The 19,779-nt window shown below is 67.8% G+C and carries 17 protein-coding genes and 2 pseudogenes; 11 read left to right on the top strand and 8 right to left on the bottom strand.

The features are described 5' to 3' along the window. Positions 1-232 precede the first annotated feature (232 nt). The 3 genes from A5695_RS21075 (at position 233) to A5695_RS21065 (ending at position 5,012) form a co-directional block, all read left to right on the top strand. Entirely contained in the window at positions 233-871 is a 639-nt protein-coding gene (locus A5695_RS21075) for an FABP family protein (protein ID WP_068087058.1), read from the top strand. A 129-nt stretch (positions 872-1,000) separates the two neighbouring features. Next, on the top strand, positions 1,001-3,376 hold the full coding sequence (locus A5695_RS21070; protein ID WP_068086695.1) for a hypothetical protein: 2,376 nt from the start codon (positions 1,001-1,003) through the stop codon (positions 3,374-3,376). 118 nt (positions 3,377-3,494) lie between these two features. Beyond that, positions 3,495-5,012, top strand: coding sequence for a sensor domain-containing protein (locus tag A5695_RS21065; RefSeq protein WP_068086692.1), 1,518 nt, complete (start codon positions 3,495-3,497; stop codon positions 5,010-5,012). Between the two features lie 241 nt (positions 5,013-5,253). On the opposite strand, the gene A5695_RS21060 is transcribed toward A5695_RS21065, so the two are convergent. Continuing rightward, the gene (locus tag A5695_RS21060) at positions 5,254-6,114 is read right to left on the bottom strand and encodes an aminodeoxychorismate lyase (RefSeq protein WP_156749793.1); all 861 of its coding nucleotides are present in this window, start codon (positions 6,112-6,114) and stop codon (positions 5,254-5,256) included. 126 nt (positions 6,115-6,240) lie between these two features. Here A5695_RS21060 and A5695_RS21055 point away from each other — a divergent pair, with 126 nt between their 5' ends. Continuing rightward, complete coding sequence (locus A5695_RS21055; protein WP_068086680.1) at positions 6,241-7,323, top strand: folate-binding protein YgfZ; 1,083 nt, start codon at positions 6,241-6,243, stop codon at positions 7,321-7,323. Positions 7,324-7,467: 144 nt separating this feature from the next. Beyond that, positions 7,468-7,653, top strand: coding sequence for a DUF3073 domain-containing protein (locus A5695_RS21050; RefSeq protein ID WP_068086675.1), 186 nt, complete (start codon positions 7,468-7,470; stop codon positions 7,651-7,653). Between the two features lie 56 nt (positions 7,654-7,709). On the opposite strand, the gene purM is transcribed toward A5695_RS21050, so the two are convergent. The 3 genes from purM to A5695_RS21035 form a co-directional block, all read right to left on the bottom strand. Continuing rightward, positions 7,710-8,804: a phosphoribosylformylglycinamidine cyclo-ligase gene (gene purM / locus A5695_RS21045; protein WP_068086673.1), complete on the bottom strand. Its 1,095-nt coding sequence runs from the start codon at positions 8,802-8,804 to the stop codon at positions 7,710-7,712. A 71-nt stretch (positions 8,805-8,875) separates the two neighbouring features. Further along, positions 8,876-10,402, bottom strand: a complete 1,527-nt coding sequence (purF, locus tag A5695_RS21040; protein ID WP_068086672.1) for an amidophosphoribosyltransferase — start codon at positions 10,400-10,402, stop codon at positions 8,876-8,878. Between the two features lie 138 nt (positions 10,403-10,540). Continuing rightward, the gene (locus A5695_RS21035; protein ID WP_068086670.1) at positions 10,541-10,930 is read right to left on the bottom strand and encodes a sterol carrier family protein; all 390 of its coding nucleotides are present in this window, start codon (positions 10,928-10,930) and stop codon (positions 10,541-10,543) included. A 19-nt stretch (positions 10,931-10,949) separates the two neighbouring features. Here A5695_RS21035 and A5695_RS21030 point away from each other — a divergent pair, with 19 nt between their 5' ends. Next, positions 10,950-12,164 carry an MCE family protein gene (locus tag A5695_RS21030; protein WP_068086667.1) on the top strand — a complete coding sequence of 405 codons (1,215 nt, stop codon included), beginning with the start codon at positions 10,950-10,952 and terminating at the stop codon, positions 12,162-12,164. On the opposite strand, the gene A5695_RS21025 is transcribed toward A5695_RS21030, so the two are convergent. From A5695_RS21025 to A5695_RS29205, 3 genes and pseudogenes are all read right to left on the bottom strand, one after another. Beyond that, on the bottom strand, positions 12,146-12,781 hold the full coding sequence (locus tag A5695_RS21025; RefSeq protein WP_068086664.1) for a CPBP family intramembrane glutamic endopeptidase: 636 nt from the start codon (positions 12,779-12,781) through the stop codon (positions 12,146-12,148). The genes A5695_RS21030 and A5695_RS21025 overlap by 19 nt on opposite strands. A 19-nt stretch (positions 12,782-12,800) precedes the next feature. Next, entirely contained in the window at positions 12,801-15,098 is a 2,298-nt protein-coding gene (purL, locus tag A5695_RS21020; RefSeq protein ID WP_068086658.1) for a phosphoribosylformylglycinamidine synthase subunit PurL, read from the bottom strand. Beyond that, positions 15,095-15,259: pseudogene (locus tag A5695_RS29205) on the bottom strand (hypothetical protein); the annotation flags it as partial. The gene purL and the pseudogene A5695_RS29205, both read right to left, overlap by 4 nt. A 274-nt stretch (positions 15,260-15,533) precedes the next feature. On the opposite strand from A5695_RS29205, the pseudogene A5695_RS27900 reads away from it, so the two are divergent. Both A5695_RS27900 and A5695_RS21010 read left to right on the top strand, forming a co-directional pair. Then, positions 15,534-15,880: pseudogene (locus A5695_RS27900) on the top strand (deazaflavin-dependent nitroreductase). Between the two features lie 45 nt (positions 15,881-15,925). Next, on the top strand, positions 15,926-16,294 hold the full coding sequence (locus A5695_RS21010) for a DoxX family protein (protein WP_068086650.1): 369 nt from the start codon (positions 15,926-15,928) through the stop codon (positions 16,292-16,294). Between the two features lie 24 nt (positions 16,295-16,318). Here the strand turns inward: A5695_RS21010 and A5695_RS21005 are convergent, their stop codons facing one another. Next, entirely contained in the window at positions 16,319-17,581 is a 1,263-nt protein-coding gene (locus A5695_RS21005) for a M18 family aminopeptidase (RefSeq protein ID WP_197515575.1), read from the bottom strand. A gap of 166 nt (positions 17,582-17,747) precedes the next feature. On the opposite strand from A5695_RS21005, the gene A5695_RS21000 reads away from it, so the two are divergent. The 3 genes from A5695_RS21000 to A5695_RS27895 are packed head-to-tail and all read left to right on the top strand — an operon-like array spanning position 17,748 to position 19,767. Further along, the gene (locus A5695_RS21000; RefSeq protein WP_068086644.1) at positions 17,748-18,755 is read left to right on the top strand and encodes a Dyp-type peroxidase; all 1,008 of its coding nucleotides are present in this window, start codon (positions 17,748-17,750) and stop codon (positions 18,753-18,755) included. Next, a complete protein-coding gene (locus A5695_RS20995) occupies positions 18,755-19,552 on the top strand; it encodes a family 1 encapsulin nanocompartment shell protein (RefSeq protein WP_068086642.1) in 798 nt (265 codons plus the stop codon). The genes A5695_RS21000 and A5695_RS20995 overlap by 1 nt, the downstream gene beginning before the upstream one ends. Before the next feature lie 38 nt (positions 19,553-19,590). After that, positions 19,591-19,767: a hypothetical protein gene (locus A5695_RS27895; protein ID WP_197515588.1), complete on the top strand. Its 177-nt coding sequence runs from the start codon at positions 19,591-19,593 to the stop codon at positions 19,765-19,767. Positions 19,768-19,779 lie beyond the last annotated feature (12 nt).

The raw sequence follows: 19,779 nt of genomic DNA, 5'->3' as shown, positions 1-19,779 counted from the left end.
CCGGCTGCCCTGACCGGGATCGCCCGGGGCGAACAGAGACGAATAGACTTGTCCCCGTGGTGCTCTTCTTCGAGATCATGCTGGTCGTGGCGGTCGTGGTGATCTCATGGTTCGCGCTGTACACGCTGTACCGGCTTATCACCGATGAATCGTGACCCGCGCCGGCGACGATCCAGCGGGGGTACCTCCCGCCAGCGATGGTGAGGAGTGGCGCACGGCTTCCGACGAACCACTGGGTTCTGCGAGCTCTGGCGACCGCGCGGTGGCCGCCGCCGCTGAGCGCGCCAAGCTGACCGCCGGCCGCAACATCCCCGCCTTCGACGATCTGCCGCTTCCCGCCGACACCGCCAACCTGCGTGAAGGCGCCAACCTGAACGACGCCTTGCTGGCGCTGCTGCCGCTGGTGGGTGTGTGGCGCGGGCACGGCGAGGGCCGCGGGCATGACGGGGATTACCGCTTCGGCCAGCAGATCGTGGTATCGCACGACGGCGGTGACTACCTGAATTGGGAATCCCGCTCGTGGCGGCTCAGCGAGGCGGGCGACTACCAGGAGCGCGGTTTGCGCGAGACCGGGTTCTGGCGTTTCGTCAGCGATCCCGACGACCCCAGCGAGTCGCAGGCGATCGAATTGCTGCTGGCCCATTCGGCCGGCTACGTGGAGCTGTTCTACGGACGGCCGCGCACTCAGTCGTCGTGGGAGTTGGTGACCGACGCACTGGCCCGCAGCCGATCGGGTGTCCTGGTCGGCGGCGCCAAACGGCTTTACGGCATCGTCGAGGGCGGCGACCTAGCCTATGTCGAGGAACGGGTGGACGCCGACGGCGGCCTGGTGCCGCACCTCTCCGCCCGGCTCTCCCGTTACGCCGGATAACCTCCGACCCGTTGCCCGCGTGGCCAACTCGGCTATGCGCGCGGCCCCGGAATCATTGCCTTCGGCCCATCTTTTGCGTGTACTGTTCGACGTCCGAACAGCCGATACCGCGCGAAGGGAGATCGGCGGATGCCCTCCACCAGGACACCCTCGCCCATCTTGCGCTGGGGCGTAACCGCCGTCGGCCTGCTCCTCATCGTCTATCTGGCCGTTTTGGACCTGCAGCCCGGCATCATCGACGCGCTGCCGCCGGCCCTCGCATGGTTCGGCCGGCCGGGATCGATGCCGACGCTGGCGATCGTGGTGACCGTGTTGATCGCCGCGTCGGTGCTGACCTTCCGCTCCGGCGGAAGCCATCGGATGGTGGGGGTTTCCTTCACCCTGATCGCAAGCCTGGTCCCGATGACGGCGGTCCTTGGCCTGACCTCCTACTGGGGTTGCCACGACGCCAACCATCCCGCCTTGTTCACCCCGCTGATGGCGACGGCCAGCCTGGTCAAGGGCGGCACCGGCGATTTTTCGGTGGGCGGCCGAACCTGTCCCAACCCCACGCCGGTCGGCCTGGAGCTGGCCCGCATCGCGGCGCTCTCGGCGATCTTCACCGGACTGGGCGGCGTCGTCGTCGGAGTCTTCCGATCTCAGGTGGATCGGGTGCGCGCCAACCTGGCCGATTCCGTCACGGCCATCGTCGGCGTCGACGCGGACACGCAGTCGATCGTCAGCGCGGTCGCGCGGACACTGGACCGGCGCGGCACGCTCGTCGTCATCACCGGCGCCAGCGACGACCGGGTGCAGCGGGCTCGCAGGCAGGGCGCGCGGGTGGTCCTGGTGGACTTCAACAACCCGTCCACGCTGGTGTCGTTGCGGCTGTGGCGCAACCTATCCCGGCTTTATCTGATGGCGCCCGACCCGGCGATCAACCTGCTGTGGCTGGACCTGATCAGCCGTCGACTCGACGAGGTCGCCCGCAAACGGCGGTTGCCGCTGATCGTGCGGATGGACGACCCGTGGCTGGCCCAGGCCTGGCGGGCCCAACAATTCGGCGGCTCGGACACCCGTTGGGCGGCGGACGTGGTCGGCAAGTACGAGGTGACCGCCGGCAGATTGCTCGACGGCATCATTGCGAGCGGGCGAACGAAGCGCGTATTCGTATGCGGCACATCACAATTGACGTTAGCGCTGTGCGCGGACCTGACGCAGCGGGCGCTGGAGCGCGACTTCTACACCCCGCCCGGCGCGGTGCCGTTACCCGCGCTGACGTTGGTCGAAAAGGACGCCGCGGAGTACTTGGCGGATCACGAGTTCTACCGGCAGCAGGCCGGATTCGCCTCGGAGGGCCCCGCGATCGATGCGACCGCGGAGGCACCGACCGTTCCCACCATGCTGAAGCTGATCGGCGACGCCGACCACGCCACCAGCGCCGTGATCTTTGTGGACTCCCACGCCGCAACGACCGCCGCCCGGCTGGCGGCCCGCTTTCCCGACATGCCCATCTACGCCTCCGACCTGAACACCAGCATCAGCGACGACTCGATCCAGGTGGTCGGGCGGCTGCAGTCCTACTCGTTGGTGCTGGACAGCCAGGAGGGCCAGGTGCAGGACGCCTGGGAGCGCGCGGCGAGGTTGATCCACGAGCGGTATGTCTCGACGATCGACCCGGACGCGCCGCGGTCGGCGGCCGCGATGCCCTGGGCCGAGCTCAACGAGTTCTACCGCGGATCCAACCGGCGGCAGGTGCGCAACGCGCTGTGGATGGTCGAGCAGATCGCGGGGCACACCTGGAACACCTGGGGCAGTCCCCCGGCACAGCTGTCGGGCCACGAGATGGCGGATCTCCCGCCCCTGGAACAGCTTGCCTTGATGGGCTTCGACCGCGATTCGGCAATGAGCATGGCCCGGGCCGAGCATGAGGATTGGTGCCGCTACTACCGCCGCAACGGCTGGAGATACGGTTCTGCGCGCGACGATTCGCGCAAGATCCACGACAAGCTGGTCGACTGGCCGGCGGTCGAGAACGATCCCACCTTACTCAACGCCGCCGTGCGCAGCCTGGCGGGGACGTTGTGGAGCCTGCGCCAGTTGGGCTTCCGGTCGCGGCCGCTGTGGCGATCCTTCACCCGGGTGGGGACGGTGGCCGCCGAACAACGAAGCGCCCCGTGGACATGGGCGTCGGATTCGGGGCACACGATGCGGGCTGACGCCGGTGACTGGGCCGTGCAGGAGGACGGCAAGGTGTGGTCGGTGCGCGACGACATCTTCCGGGACACGTATGAGCCCGCCGGCGACGGGCGTTGGCGACGAAAGGGGTGCGTCCAGGCTCGCCCCGCCTACCCGGGCGAGACCATAAACACTTTGGAAGGGCCCACGATCGCGGCGGAGGGCGACTGGGTGGTCCGCGGATCCACCGGCGAACAATGGCCGGTTCCCGGAGTCGAATTCGCCCGCCGCTATGCCGAATTCCACCCGCCCGAGGAGGCTTCCGCGTTGGACGGCGAGCGCGGCTGAGTGGAAATTTGCGCAGTCCGACCCGCCCGGACACTGATACGGTATCGGCGCATGCGTAATAGCCGCACGCACCGATACCGCCCCTTCGTTTGCTACGCCTCCCCGTAGGAGACCCGCAATGCCGCTGTTCATCAGCTACTCGAGCCAGGACAGGGCGACGGTCGACGCCCTGACGACCGCGCTTCGCCGCGCGCAACAACAGGTTTGGTTCGATCAAGAGCTCGGCGGCGGTGACTCCTGGTGGAACAAGATCCTCGAGCAGATCCGCTCGTGTGACGTGTTCATCGTGGCGCTGTCCAACAATTGGCTTCAGTCCAAGCCCAGTCAGGCCGAGTTGCGGTACGCGAGGGCGCTCAACCGGCCGATCCTTCCGGTTCGGATCGGCGACATCGACAGCATGCGGGTGAATCCCCTTGCCGCGTTGCAGATCATCGACTACCGCGAACCGACCGTCGATGCCGGGATTCAACTGGTCACCGCGGTACACGCGCTGCAAAGCAAGCCGGTGCCGTTGCCCGATCCGCTGCCCGAAGAGCCGCCGGTGCCGTTCGGGTACATCACCCGGTTGGGCAACACCCTGGCCGAAAAAGAGCTCAGCCCGCAGCAGCAGACCCAGCTGCTGATCGAGCTAAGGCAGGGATTCGACGAGGACGGGGATGACCCCAGCGCCCGCGGCGACATCGCCCAGCTGCTGCGCATGCTGCGCCTGCGCCACGATGTCACCTACCGGACCCGCACCGAAATCGACAACGTGCTGGCTGAGATCGAGTCCAAGGGCGGTTCGCCGGCGGCGGCGAACGCCGGCGAGGCGCAGGCACCGGCGCCGCCCGCGGCACAGCCGGCCGCCGGCATATCCGCCAGGGCCGCGGCGCCCGAGCCGGCAGGTGGATCCAACAAGCGGCTGCTCATCATCGGCGGCGCCGCCGCCGCGGTGATCGCGGTGATCGCAATCGTCGTCGTATTCACCACGCAGGGCGGCAAGACCAAGCCCACTCCGAAGGCCGGCAGCGGTGCGACGTCGGCTCAGACCGCCGTCAACCCGGCGCCGAACGAGCCCAATTCCGGGAACGCCTCGAAGCTGGACGCCTATCTCCTCGGCGCCGCCGAGGTCGGTGCCGTCGTGGGCGACCCGAATTTGGTGGTCTCCGATAAGGCCGCGCAGCTACGCAACTTCAAGCCGACGCTGTCCAATCCGGATTGCAAGGGCGAATTCGAACCCATCGAAGAATCGGCCTACACGGGGGCGGACGGCTACACCGGCGTAAGCGGCCAAGCCGTACACACCCCCGGTGAGAACCAGGCGCACCGCATCTACGAAGCGGTCGTGCAGTTTTCCTCGCCCGACAAGGCCACCGCGTTCGTGCAGGCATCGGCGGACAGATGGAAGACGTGCGCCGGGCAATCGATCACGCTGACCTATAACGGCAAGACCAGCGAATGGAAGTTCGGTGAGGTCACCGGGGCCGTGCCGAAGATCTTCCAGGAGCGGACGCAGGCGGACGGCGCCCGGATCTGCCACCACGCCCTGCACGCGGAGTCCAGTGTGGTCGTTGACCTGCTGCTGTGCGGCCCCGACGCCGAGACCGGTCAGGCCGGCAAGCTCGCCGGGCAGATAGCCGCGAAGGTGAGCCAGTAACCGCTCCAGACATGGAGCGGCCCCCGAGCATGGCTCCTGGTTGGACAGACCGGAAGCTCGGGGGCCGGGTGACTGCGGGGAATTCGCCAGCGCGCGTAATCGCCAGCTCTTCGCAAGCCACTGCTGCTAGCGCGCAGCCACCTCACATGTCCATGAAGCTATCAATTTCGCGGACCACCTCCCTTCTTGTGTACGGCCGACCGTACCCGCGATTCCGCAAGCCGACAACACAATTCAGCGCTTAGCGATCGCTGACGATCGCCGAGTCGACCAACGTGGCGAATTCGGCGGCCAACGAAGACCGAGGCAGTGGCTTACCGTCGAGCGTGTGCACGCGGGCGGCCAACGTCATACTCGACACCAACCAGATCCCTTGCGCGGCATGGAGATCGGCGGGTCGCAGCGCGCGATAGTCGCAGTCGTACCCCTTGGCCCTGGCCACCTCGAAAAGGGCCTGCTGCGTGGTGCCGCGCAAAATTGGGTACCACGGCGGCGGCGTCAGCAGGCACAAGTCGCCGCCGACCCCGGACGCGATCACCACGGTCGAGCGCGGGCCTTCCAGGATGTAGCCGTCCGAGCTGACGAAGATCACGTCGCCGGCGCCTTGCCGGGCAGCGTGACGCAGGGCGGCCATGTTGACCGCATACGACAGCGTCTTGGCGCCGGCGAGCAGCCAGGGCATCGCGTCCGCACCGGCCGCGGGCAGGCCGCGGTCCAGCGTCACGGCGGCCAACCCCTCGCGCCGCACTGCGGTCACCCGTTCGGGAACGGCGTTGACCATCACGTAGGTGGTCGGCGCCGCTCCGCCCTCCCGGCCACGGCTGTAGATCAGGCGCATCGCCCCTTCGTCGGCGGTCTCCGCCACCCACTGCCGGGTGGCCGCGTCGATCGCGGCGCGCCAGCTGGGCAGGTCCGGTGCGGGCAGGTCCATCAGCCTCGCCGAGTGGGTGAACCGCTGCAGATGCGACTCGACCAGACAGGGCCTGCCGTCGCGGACCAACAGCGTCTCGAAGATTCCGTCGCCGCGAACCGCTGCCAGGTCGTCGGCGTGCAGCAGCGGGGAATCCGGCGGATGCATCGCTCCGTCCAGCGTGACGATCACACCCGTCTGGCCTGCCATGGAGGTAAAGCCTAGCCGCGGGTGTGTGCGACTGGCCGCACGCTCGGCGGGTGTGCGGCCAGCCGCACACCCGCCGACGCGATCGCGACTAATCCGTAGAGTTGACGTGTGTCTGCAGTACCCGCACCCGACGCCGGCCCCGACGCGGGGGCCATCTGGCATTACGGCGATCCCTTGGGCGAACAACGCGCAGCCGAGACCGGCGCTGTGGTGGTGGACCGCTCGCACCGCGCGGTGCTGACGCTGACCGGCGGTGATCGCCAGAAGTGGCTCCACAGCATCTCGACCCAGCACGTCAGCGAGCTGCCCGAGGGCGCGAGCACGGAAAACCTCAGCCTCGACGGGCAGGGCCGCGTCGAAGACCACTGGATCCAAACCGAACTCGCCGACATCACCTACCTGGACACCGAGCCGTGGCGGGGCGAGCCGCTACTGAGCTATCTGCGCAAGATGGTCTTCTGGTCCGATGTGAGCCCGGCCGCCGCCGACATGGCGGTGCTCTCGCTGCTCGGACCGCGGCTGGGTGACCGGGCGGTGCTGGGCGTGCTCGGCCTGGACGCCCTGCCCGCCGAGCTGACGGCGGTCCCGGTCGCCGGTGGTGGTTTTGTGCGCCGGATGCGTGGCACGCCAGCCGACCAGATCGAACTGGACCTGCTGGTCCCGCGCGACGAGTCCGCGGACTGGCAGCGGCGTCTGGTGCAGGCCGGGCTCCGACCGGCGGGGGTTTGGGCCTACGAGGCCCACCGGGTGGCGGCGTTGCGCGCGCGACTGGGCGTCGACACCGATGAGCGCACGATTCCGCACGAGGTGGACTGGATCGGTCCTGCGGTCCACTTGGACAAGGGCTGCTACCGGGGGCAAGAAACCGTCGCGCGGGTGCACAACCTCGGGAAACCGCCCCGGATGCTGGTGCTGTTGCACCTCGACGGGTCGGTGGAGCGGCCTTCGACGGGAGACCCGGTGCTTGCCGGCGGCCGCACCGTCGGACGCCTGGGCACCGTGGTGGATCACGTCGACCTCGGTCCCATAGCCCTCGCGTTGCTCAAGCGGGGGGTGCCGGCCGAGACCGAACTGGCGACCGGCCCGCAGGCCTCGGTCGCTGCGGTGATCGACGCCGATTCGCTGCCGGCGACCGAACACATCGGTGCGGGACGGCTGGCCGTTGAACGGTTGCGAGGCGGTACGCGATAATCCTCGATGAAGTCCGCCACAGCGGCAGGGGGCACCGACGCCCGACCGTAAGGCACGGTAAACTGTCGGCAGGACAATAACGACACCAGGAGATCGGAGCCGCCTGATTCGGGCCGCTCCGTTATTGCGCGAGGGGGTTCCCCCATGGGCCGCGGCCGGGCTAAGGCAAAGCAGACCAAGGTTGCTCGAGAACTCAAATACAGTTCCCCGCAAACCGACTTCACGCGGCTTCAGCGCGAGTTGTCAGGAACGGGTGCCGACGATTCCACGGAGCTGGAGGAAGACGGCGTCGGCGACTCCTGGGAAGACGGCGACGACTGGCGCCGCTGAAAACTGACGTCGCTGTGCTGGTGTAATCCACTTCGGCATGGCGCCAGCTCGAACCCCTAAAACCGCGGGTGCTGCCCGACGAGCTTTGCCCGCGGACCCTCTTTACCGCCTTTGCAAACGGTGCCCAGGACCCAGCAGTCCAAGTGGCGGGCCGTCAGGATCGCCAAGGCCCGATCGGTGTCCTCGGCCGCGACGACGGCGACCATTCCCACGCCCATGTTGAACGTCTTCTCCATCTCTTCGCGCGTGACCCGGCCGCGCTGGGCGATCATGGCGAACACCGGTGCGGGCGTCCAGGTTCCGCGGTCGATCTCGGCGACCAGGCCATGCGGGATGACGCGTTGCAGGTTGCCGGCCAGCCCGCCACCAGTGACGTGGCAGAACGTGCGGACATGTGTTTCGGCGGTCAGCGCCAGGCAGTCTTTGGCGTAGATCCGGGTGGGTTCCAACAGCTCCTCACCCAGGGTGCGGCCGAACTCCTCGACATACCCGGCCAAGTTCATCCGGTCGATCTCGAGTAGCACGGTGCGGGCCAACGAGTACCCGTTCGAATGCAGGCCCGAAGAGCCCATCGCGATGATGGTGTCGCCGGGTTTGACGCGATCGGGCCCCAACACGTCGTCGGCCTCGACGACGCCCACGCCGGTCGCCGAGATGTCGTAGTGGTCCGGTTCCATCAGGCCGGGGTGTTCGGCGGTTTCGCCGCCGAGTAACGCGCAGCCGGCGCGCACGCACCCCTCGGCGATCCCCGCGACGATCGCGCTCAGGCGTTCCGGCACGGTCCGGCCGACGGCTATGTAGTCCTGCAGGAACAGCGGCTCGGCGCCGCAGACGACGAGGTCGTCCACGACCATCGCGACCAGGTCCAGGCCGACGGTGTCGTGCTTGTCCATCGCCTGGGCCACCGCCAGCTTGGTGCCCACGCCGTCGGTGGAGGCCGCGAGCAGCGGTTCGCGGTAGTCGTTGCGCAAAGCGAACAACCCCGCGAACCCGCCGAGTCCGCCCCGGACCTCGGGTCTGGTGGCCCGCGTCGCCAGCGGCTTGAACATCTCAACGGCGCGGTCACCGGCTTCAATGTCCACCCCGGCTGACGCGTAGGTAATGCCGTGGCTGCCCGGGTCTCGTCCGGGGCTTTTTCCGGGATCCGTCATCGCGATAAAGGCTACCGGGCGCTGCCGACCGCCGTTATCAAACGTCTCGGAAGGGCCGGATCGCAAGGCCGTCAGTGGACGATCGGCACTTCGTCGGGTGCGAGCTCGTCGAGCCCGGCCCCGCGCGCGGCGTTGGCGAGCATGTGCTCGATGACGTTCTTGCCCAGGGCCGTCTCCTCGGGCAGTTCGATCGGGTACCTGCCGTCGAAGCAGGCGGTGCAGAGCCGCGACGCGGGTTGTTCGGATGCCGCGACCAGGCCGCGCAGCGAGATGTAGCCGAGGCTGTCGGCGCCGATGGCGTGCCGGACCGCTTCGAGCATTTCCTCTTTGTCTTGCACGGCGTTGGCGATCAACTCCGCCGGGGAGGGGAAGTCGATGCCATAGAAGCAGGGCCATTTCACCGGCGGGGACGCGATCCGCACGTGCACTTCGACGGCACCGGCCTCGCGCAGCATGCGCAACAGCGCGCGCTGGGTGTTGCCGCGCACGATCGAGTCGTCGACGACGATGAGCCGCTTGCCGCGAATCACCTCGCGAAGTGGGTTGAGTTTCAGCCGGATACCGAGCTGGCGGATGGTTTGGGACGGCTGGATGAAGGTCCGTCCGACGTAGGCGTTCTTCATCAGACCCTGGCCATAGGGAATGCCGGACTCCTGCGCGTATCCGACCGCGGCGGGGGTGCCCGACTCCGGGACCCCGATCACCAGGTCGGCATCGACGCGGCATTCACGGGCCAGCCGGCGACCGATCTCCACCCGGGTGGCGTGCACGGACCGGCCGGCGATCGTGCTGTCCGGGCGCGCCAGGTAGACGTACTCGAAGACGCAGCCCTTCGGGGTGGGGTTGGCGAATCGGGTGGAGCGCACGCCGTCGGCGTCGATCGCGAGCAACTCACCCGGCTCGATATCGCGCACAAACGACGCGCCGACGATGTCGAGCGCGGCCGTTTCGGAGGCCACCACCCAGCCGCGGTCGAGGCGGCCGAGCGAAAGTGGCCGCACCCCATGGGGATCGCGTGCGGCATACAGGGTGTTCTCGTCCATGAACGTCAGGCAGAACGCGCCGCGCACGGTCGGCAGCAGGTCCAGCGCGGACTGTTCGAGGGTGGAATCCGCGGCGCCGTGGGCGAGCAGGGCGCCCAGGATGTCGGAGTCCGTCGTCGCAGGGGCGGGGCAACGCCGCGCGATCAGCCCCGCGTCGCGGGCGCGGGCGGCAAGTTCGGCGGTGTTGACCAGATTGCCGTTGTGTCCCAGCGCAACACCCGTGCCGGCGGCGGTGTTGCGGAACACCGGCTGTGCGTTCTCCCAAGTGGTGTCGCCCGTGGTGGAGTAGCGGCAATGCCCGATGGCGACGTGGCCCGGCATCGCCGCGAGGGTCTGCTCGTCGAACACCTGACTGACCAGACCCAGGTCTTTGAAGACGAGAACCTGCGAGCCGTCGGCGACGGCGATACCGGCGGCTTCCTGCCCGCGGTGCTGCAGGGCGTACAAGCCGTAGTAGGTGAGTTTTGCGACATCCTCGCCGGGGGCCCAGACCCCGAATACACCACACTCTTCACGAGGCGAGTTCAGGTCCTGCTCGGGTTCCTGCACGGTCACGATTGGGCGGCTCCCTGGGGAACGATTGGTGACGTAACGGAGTCTACGGGTCCGACGCCGCCGACTGCGAATTGGCAGCGCGTGTTGCGCGCCGAAAATTCCCTTTTCCGTCCCTAAACCTGCAGTTCAGGGTTATATTCAGCTGACATCGAACAGGGGCAGCCAGTGTTCGATCTCACCCGCGCGCGACCCGGAAAGGCTCAGCACACCGGCGCCCTTCGCCGCTTGGAACGACAGCGTCCCGGTCGCCAACTGCAGCCACGTTCGCGGATCGGTCTCCACCACGTTGGGCGGCGTGCCGCGGGTGTGCCTGGGCCCGGCGATGCATTGCACCGCGACGAACGGCGAGATCCGCACCTCCACGCTGGCCCCCGGCGCCACTGCGGCCAGGGTACGGGCCGTGAGCCGCACGGCGGCGCCGAGGCTCTCGCGGTCGGGAGCGGGCCGGGACGCGTCCCGCAACCAATCCGCAACGGCCAACACGGCCTGGCGGGTCTTTGCCGGATCGGCCTTTTGACGGGCGGCCATACCCTAGGGTCTCAAACTCATGAAGCGTCGTCGCTTGCGGCGCGAGCCACCGTACAAGTCCGTCGGCCTCGTGACGCTCGTCGTCGCGGGGTTGGTCGGGTCGCTGCTGTATCTGCAGTTTCGCGGGGAGCTCACGCCGACAACGAAGCTGACGATGGTGGCTCCCCGGGCCGGCCTGGTGTTGGATCCCGGTTCCAAGGTCACCTACAACGGCGTCCAGATCGGCCGCGTGGCGGGCATTTCCGAGATCACCCGCGACGGCAGGCCGGCCGCCAAGGTGACGCTGGATATCACCCCCAGGTATCTGAAGCTGATCCCCGCCAACGTGGCGGCCACCGTCAAGGCGACCACGGCATTCGGCAACAAGTACGTCGCCTTGAGTTCGCCGCTTAAGCCCGCGGCCCAATCGATCACATCGTCGATCGTGGTCGACGCGACTGCGGTCACCACCGAGTTCAACACCGTGTTCGAGACGCTCACCTCGATCGCGGAGAAGGTGGATCCGGTCAAGGTGAGCCTGACCCTCAGCGCGGCGGCGCAAGCGCTGGCCGGATCGGGTGGGAAGTTCGGCGCCGCTTTGGTCGACGGCAACGCGATACTGGACGACGTAAACCCCAGGATGCCGGCCATCCGCACCGACGTCGCGCGGTTGGCCGCCCTCGGTGAGACCTACGCCAACGCCTCGCCGGACCTATGGGACGCCCTCGACCACGCGGTGACCGCGGCACGCACGCTGAACCGGCAACAGGCCGATCTGGACGCGGCGCTGCTCGCGGCGGCGGGGCTGGGCGGTGCGGGCGCCGACGTTTTCGGGCGCGGCGGCCCTTATCTGGCGCGCGGTGCCATCGATCTGGTCACCTCCAGCCAGCTTCTCGACGAGTACAGCCCGGAAATCTTTTGCACCATAAGGAATTTCGGTGAAGTTGGGCCAAGGATCCACAACGCGCTCGGCGACAACGGCTACTCGCTCGGCGCCCATGCGGCCGGCGGCATCACCGGTGCGCCAAGCCCGTACATCTGGCCGGAGAACCTGCCCCGCACCAACGCTCGGGGCGGACCCGGTGGCCGGCCGGGCTGTTGGCAGACGATCACCCGAGAACTGTGGCCGGCCCCGCTGCTGGTGATGGACACCGGCGCGAGCATGGCCCCCTACAACCACTTCGAGCTTGGCTCCCCACTTTTCACCGAGCACGTGTGGGGCCGGCAGCTAGGTGACTACACCATCAACCCGTGACGCCGCACGACCAGTGCGGCGATAGCGCCGGCCTCGTTGATGGCGAAGTGCACCAGCATGGGTGCGGCCACACTGCCGGAACAGTCTGCGAGCCAACCGAATAGCCAGCCCGCGACGCCCGTCACCAAGACGGTACCCAGCACCGGATCGCCTGCCGCCCGCGCGTCCGCAACATGGGAGAGCCCGAAGCTCGCCGCTTGCAACAACCTCGCGCCGGACCTGCCGTAGGCACCTGAAGCGGCGGTGGCCAGCGCCGCGCGGAACGCGGCCTCCTCCGCCCATACGGTGCCGACGGGGATGCGCACCAGCAGCCAGCCGGCCGCCGACCCGGTGAGCTGCCGGCCGGCCATGGACGACCGCACCCGCGGAACCGCCGTCGTAGCGGCGATCGAACTCGCCACGGCCGCGCCGGCCGCGGACCCTACCCGCAGCCCGGCACACAGCCGCGGCGGAGAAAGCCCCAGCGGTGCACGCGTCACAACCACCAGCACCCCGGCCGCGGCCGCCTGCATCGTCACCCGCCATGCCGTGGGCAGGCGGGGGGCGACGAAACTCCAGCCCACCAGGGCGGCGGCCAAGGACAGCGCACGGACCCGACGGGAATCGTGCTTGCCCATCAGGAGTCGCCGCTACCGCTCATCCGAAGAGGCGGGGCAGCACCGCCTCGGACGTCTCGCGCAGTTCGGCCAGCGACACGGTGAACAGGCCCTGCACCTCCACCGCGTCCGAGGCTTGATCGACGACGCCGATGCGCACCGCCGGCAGCCCGCGCGCCTCACACATCGCCCGGAACCGGCTTTCCTCGGTGCGCGGCACCGCCACCAAGACCCTGCCCGCCGACTCGGAGAACAACGTCACGAAGGGATCGACACCCTCGGGAAGCACTATGCGGCAACCCGTTTCACCGGCGAGTGCCGCCTCGACGATGGCCTGCGCGAGCCCACCTTCGGACAGGTCATGCGCGGCCGACACCAGCCCGTCGCGTGAGGCCGCGCTCAGCACTTCGGCCAGCAGCTTTTCGCGCGCAAGGTCGACCGCGGGCGGCAGCCCGCCCAGGTGGTCGGCGCTCACCTGCGCCCAGACGGAACCGTCGAATTCGTCGCGCGTATCGCCCAGCAGCATCAGGGTCTCGCCGGGCTCGTCACCCAGGCCCGTCGGAATGCGCCGGCCCACATCGTCGAGGACGCCGAGCACACCGACCACCGGCGTGGGCAGGATCGCCGCCGACCCGGTCTGGTTGTAGAAGCTGACGTTACCGCCGGTCACCGGAATGCCAAGGGCGGCACAACCATCGGCCAGCCCCCGCACCGCCTGCGAGAACTGCCACATCACCCCGGGATCTTCCGGCGAACCGAAGTTGAGGCAGTTGGTCACCGCTACGGGGGTCGCGCCCGTGACGGCGACGTTGCGGTAGGCCTCCGCCAGGGCGAGTTGGGCTCCGACATAGGGATCCAGCAGTGTGTAACGACCCGACGCGTCGGTCGACAGCGCGATGCCCCGGCCCGTGGCCTCGTCGACGCGAAGCACGCCGCCGTCGGCATGCTCGGCCAGGACGGTGTTGCCGCGGACGTAGCGGTCGTATTGTTCGGTGATGAATGCGCGGCTGCAGAGGTGCGGGCTGCCCAGCAGTGCAAGCAAAGTGGCGCGCAGCTCCTTCCCCGTTTTCGGCCGCGACAGACCCGTCGACCGGTTGGCGTTCAGCGCGTCCTGCGAGTCTGGGCGCGCGACCGGCCGCTGATACACCGGCCCCTCGTGCGCCACCGTGCGCGGCGGCACGTCCACGACAGTCTCGCCGTGCCAGGTGATGCGCAACCGGTCGCCATCGGTGACCTCGCCGATCACGGTGGCCAGAACTTCCCACTTGCGGCACACCGCCAGGAACGCGTCTACGTTCTCCGGGGCGACGACCGCGCACATCCGCTCCTGCGACTCGCTGCAGAGCACTTCGGCGGGAGTCATATCTTTGGCTCGCAGCGGAACGGTGTCGAGCTCGATGGCCATCCCGCCGTCGCCAGCCGACGCGAGTTCTGAAGTGGCACATGATAATCCGGCGCCGCCGAGGTCCTGGATGCCGATCACCAGGCCGCCCGCATAGAGCTCGAGGCAGCACTCGATGAGCACCTTCTCCATGAACGGGTCGCCCACTTGCACCGAAGGCAGCTTCTTGCGGGATCCCTCGCTGTCGAACGTGTCCGACGCCAGCACCGACACCCCGCCGATGCCGTCCAGACCGGTGCGCGCACCGAACAGGATGATCTTGTTGCCGGCACCCGAGGCGAACGCCAGGTGCAGGTCTTCCTGACGTAATACGCCCACGCACAACGCGTTTACCAACGGATTGCCGGCGTAGCACGCGTCGAAGACGGTCTCGCCGCCGATGTTGGGCAGCCCCAGCGAGTTGCCGTAGCCGCCGATGCCGCGGACCACCCCGTCGACCACCCGGCGTGTGTCTGGTGCGTCGGCAGCGCCGAACCGAAGCTGATCCATCACCGCGACGGGTCGCGCGCCCATCGCCATGATGTCGCGGACGATGCCGCCGACGCCGGTCGCCGCTCCCTGGTAGGGCTCGACGTACGAGGGATGGTTGTGCGATTCCACCTTGAAAGTGACGGCCCAGCCGTCGCCGATGTCGACCACGCCGGCGTTCTCGCCGATGCCGGCGAGCATGCCCGCGCGCATCTCGTCGGTGGTGGTCTCGCCGAAGTAGCGCAGGTGCACCTTGGACGACTTGTACGAGCAGTGCTCACTCCACATCACCGAGTACATCGCCAGCTCGGCGTCGGTGGGCCGGCGGCCCAGGATCTCGCGGATTCGCTGGTACTCGTCGTCTTTAAGGCCCAGCTCGGCGAAGGGCTGCGGCTGGTCGGGGCTGGCAGCGGCGTGCTCGACGGTGTCGATCGCCTGGGCGCGGGCGCTCGTCCCGGGGACTGTCACGCCAGACAGTCTAGGGCGGTGCTCCCGCCACCGTCGGGTCGACGTGGAGGCGATTGGCCGACCACGCAGAAGACGTTGCCCTCGGGGCCGGCCAGCACCACCCAGCGGAAATTGTCGCCGAACTTGTGCCGGCTGACCTCGGTGGCACCGGCAGCCGCCAGAACGCGGCTTGAGCCAGCGCCAGCGATGCCAACCTTGCGCTGGTGGCGCGGGCGAATCACCCGGGGCCAACGCGAGGCGGTGCCAGTCATCCGCCGTCATCAATCCTCCTCGCCGAGATTGCGCGCTGAGAGGACGACGAGACGACGCGTCGAAAAGTGGCGCACCCGTGTGTAACTTTTCGCGCCACCTATCCGTCCTTGGATACGGGTTGCCGTTCGGCCGGCCACGCCGGCGGGCCCGCCCTCAACAGCGAAATACGTGACAGGAGAAGAAATGTCCCGCCCGCGGCCCCCTCGTTGGCTGAAGCCAATGAACAAGTTCATGATCGCCCTGCAAAGACTTGGCACACCGACTGGACCGCCCATGGTTTTGACGGTGCCGGGCCGTAAAACGGGGCGACCCGAACGCTTGGCAAGGGCCGAAAGATAGGACGCGTCAGGATAACCGAGTTGACGGCCGACGAAGCTCGCCCAGTGTTGCGCCAATATCCGGCGGAAGTGCCGGTCGGTGTGGGGTTTCTGAAACGCTCCGACCTGGTGCGCCAGGGCAATCCCGAAGAAGTCGAGGCGCTGGCCGGCCGGATCGCCGTGTTCCGACTAGATCCGATCCCGGCGAACTGATACCGAACGATTTCCCACTGACCGACCAGCTATGGAAGCCGCAATATGCACACCGCATACCTCGTCGTGACGATACCTGCCATCGTTCTCAACGGCTTTTCCGGCGTGAGCGCACTGGTGCACTTCGCACCCATCATTGCGCCCATGCAACGGGCCGGCGTCCCGGTGTCCTGGTTGACCTTTCCGATCGGCACCCTGAAAACCCTGGGCGCCCTTGGGCTGATCGCCGGCCTGTGGGTCCCGGGAATCGGCGTCGCCGCGTCAGCGGGACTGAGCATCTTCTTTATCTGCGCGATGTACACGCACGTCCTGGCCCACGACATCTCCGGGCAGTTCGCACTGGCCGGGTTCCTGCTTGCCTTCAACGTCGCGACCTGCACGCTCACCGTAATCGCGCACCCGCTCGTCCTCTAGGACGAGCCCCATCATTCGGCCCCGCTAGGGCTTCGGCGAAAGGAACGCCTCCATCGCCGCCGAGTAGGCGGCCACGTCGTGCGCGCCCATCAACTCGCGCGCGGAGTGCATGGCCAACTGCGCGGCGCCGACGTCGACGGTCGGGATGCCGGTCCGAGCCGAGGCCAACGGCCCGATCGTCGACCCGCACGGCAGGTCGGCCCGGTGCTCGTAGCGCTGCAGACCGACCCCGGCCTGCCGGCAGGCGAGCTCGAAGGCAGCGGCCGTACGTCCGTCGGTGGCATAACGCAGGTTGGGGTGCACCTTGAGCACCGGTCCGCCGTTCACCTCGATCAAGTGGCTGGGCTCGTGGCGCTCCGGATAGTTGGGATGGGTGGCATGGGCCATGTCCGCCGACGCCAGCAGCGACTCGGGCAGCCGACGCAGGAAGTCTTCGCGGGTGCCCCCGGCCGCCAGCACGATCCGTTCCAGGACGGTGCCGAGCAGGTCGGACTGGGCGCCGTGGTCGGAGGACGACCCCACCTCCTCGTGGTCGAAGACCACCAGCACGGGCAGGAATGCCCGCGGTTCAGCGGCCACGAGAGCCTCCGTACCCGCGTAGCAGCTGGCTTGGTTGTCCAGGCGCGGCGCGCTGAGCAGGTCGCCGTCGACACCGATCACCGTCGACGGGGTCAGGTCGTGGGTCATCAGGTCGGCGGACAGCACGCTGGCCGGCGTCACCCCGGCGCGGTCGGCGACGAAGTCGATGAACGGCTTCATGTCCGCACCGGCTCCCCAAACCGCGTTGACGTGGCGTTGCGGGTCGAGGGTCAGCGACTTGCGGTCCTCGGCGAGGTGGATGGCCAGCTGGGGCACCCGCAGGATCGGGTCGTCGATCCGCACGAGCCGATGTTCGACCGCGGCGCCGTCATGCACCGACAACCGTCCACTGATGCCCAGGTCGCGATCCAACCAGGAGTTGAGCCACGCCCCGCCGTACGGCTCCAGCGCGACCACGCGCCAGCCGGCGACCACCCGATCGGGATGTTGCTTGACCCGCAGATTCGGGCTGTCGGTATGCGCGCCGACGATCCGGAATGGGCCGCCCGCGCCGTCGGAATTCCAGGCCACCAGCGAACCGGCGGCCCGCACAGTGAAGTAGCGGCCCGGTTCCGCCGGCCACCTGTCGGCCTCGCTCAATTGGGTGAATCCGGCGGCGATCAGCCGCGCGGCCACTGTGGCGCAGACATGAAATGGCGACGGAGAAGCGTCGATGAAATCGCAGAGGCCTGCGGCGCTGGCCGACATGTTGATCATCATGGCTGTCGACGACGATGGTCGCCACGCTGGGCCCAATTGCGCGGCTCCTTCTTCGCGCACTTCATGCGCTCAGCGTCACCACGCTAGGCCCAATTGCGCGGCTCCTTCTTCGCGCACTTCATGCGCTCAGCGTCACCACGCTAGGGTCAGCAGGGTGCCTCCCGTCCAGCCACAGCCCATCCTCGAGCCGTTGACGCCTGCGGCGGTCTTCCTGGTCGTGACCATCGACGATGGCGGCGAAGCGACGGTGCACGACACGCTGCCCGAAATTTCCGGACTGGTACGCGCAATCGGATTTCGCGAGCCGCCGAAACGGTTGTCGGCCATCGCCTCTATCGGCTCGCAGGCCTGGGATCGCTTGTTCTCTGGGCCCCGTCCCGCAGAGTTGCACCCCTTCGTCGAACTGAACGGCCCGCGGCACAGCGCCCCGGCCACCCCCGGCGACCTGCTGTTCCACCTCCGGGCGGAGAGCCTGGACGTCTGTTTCGAGTTGGCTGACCGCATCCTGCGGTCGATGGCCGGTGCGGTCACCGTCGTGGACGAGGTACACGGATTCCGCTATTTCGACAATCGCGACCTGCTGGGCTTCGTGGACGGCACCGAAAACCCGGACGGCCCGCTCGCCGTCAGCGCCACCACCATCGGCGCCGAGGATCCCGATTTCGAAGGCTCGTGCTACGTGCATGTGCAGAAGTACCTGCACGAAATGTCCTCGTGGAACGCGCTCTCGGTCACCGAGCAGGAGCTGGTGATCGGACGTACGAAGCTGGAGAACCTCGAGCTGGATGACGAGGAAAAGCCGGCCAACTCCCACATCGCCCTCAACGTCATCACCGACGCGGACGGCACCGAACTGAAGATCGTGCGACACAACATGCCGTTCGGTCGGCTCGGAAAGGGCGAGTACGGCACGTACTTCATCGGGTATTCCCGTACGCCCGAAGTGACCGAACAGATGCTGCGCAACATGTTTCTCGGCGATCCACCCGGCAACACCGACCGCATCCTCGAGTTCTCCACCGCGGTCACCGGTGGCCTGTTCTTCTCCCCCACCGTCGACTTCCTCGACGATCCACCGCCACTGCCCGCAGCGCCCGTGGCGAAAATGCCTGCCGTGCAAGACGGCTCACTTTCGATCGGCAGCTTGAAAGGAACCACTTGATGAACAACCTCTACCGCGAATTGGCCCCGGTCACCGACGCGGCCTGGAAAGAAATTGAAACTGAGGCGTCTCGGACGTTCAAGCGCCATATCGCCGGACGCCGGGTGGTCGACGTCAGCGAGCCGGGAGGTCCGGTCACCGCAGCGGTCAGCACCGGTCGCCTGGTCGACGTGGCGTCACCTTCCGACGGCGTCGAGGCTCACCTGCGGGCAAGCAAACCCCTTGTCCGGCTGCGTGTTCCGTTCACGCTGTCCCGTTACGAAATTGACAACGTGGAGCGCGGAGCGCAGGATTCGGACTGGGACCCGGTCAAGGACGCTGCCAAGAAGCTGGCGTTCGTCGAGGACCGCGCGATCTTCGAGGGCTACCCCGCCGCGTCGATCGACGGCATTCGCACCTGCAGCTCGAACAAGCCGCTGACCTTGCCGGCGGATCCCCGCGAGATTCCGGACGTCATCACGCAGGCGATCTCCGAACTGCGGCTGGCCGGTGTCGACGGTCCATATTCGGTGCTGTTGTCCGCCGACGTCTATACGAAGGTCAGCGAGACCACCGAACACGGTTACCCGATCCTCGAGCACATCGACCGCCTGGTCCCCGGGGACATCATCTGGGCGCCGGCCATCGACGGTGCTTTCGTGCTCACCACCCGCGGCGGCGACTTCGATCTGCAGCTCGGAACCGACGTGTCGATCGGCTACAGCAGCCATGACGCGGAGAGCGTGCAGCTGTATCTGCAGGAGACGCTGACGTTCCTGTGCTACACCGCGGAGGCGTCGGTCCCGCTGAGCTCCTAGGAATAACGGCGGCGGACGGCTGCTGTCGGGAAAGAGCCGTGTCCGGTATCGGCCGCGAGATCGCGCTACAGCTCGCCGGGCGCGGGGTGGAGGTCGTGGTGCACGGCCGCAGCGCCGACCGCGGCGGCGGATCGGTGGTCAGCGTGAGCACTGTCGGCTATGTGGACGGCGCCGTCCTGCCCGCAACCGGCGGCCTGCGCGCAATCGCAGCCTGACACAACGATTCT

Origin of the sequence: Mycobacterium sp. E1747 (assembly GCF_001667775.1) — a bacterium.
In the GTDB taxonomy this organism is placed as follows: Bacteria; Actinomycetota; Actinomycetes; order Mycobacteriales; family Mycobacteriaceae; genus Mycobacterium.
Note: the sequence above shows the minus strand (reverse complement) of the source record. Positions and strands in the feature narration are given on the sequence as shown.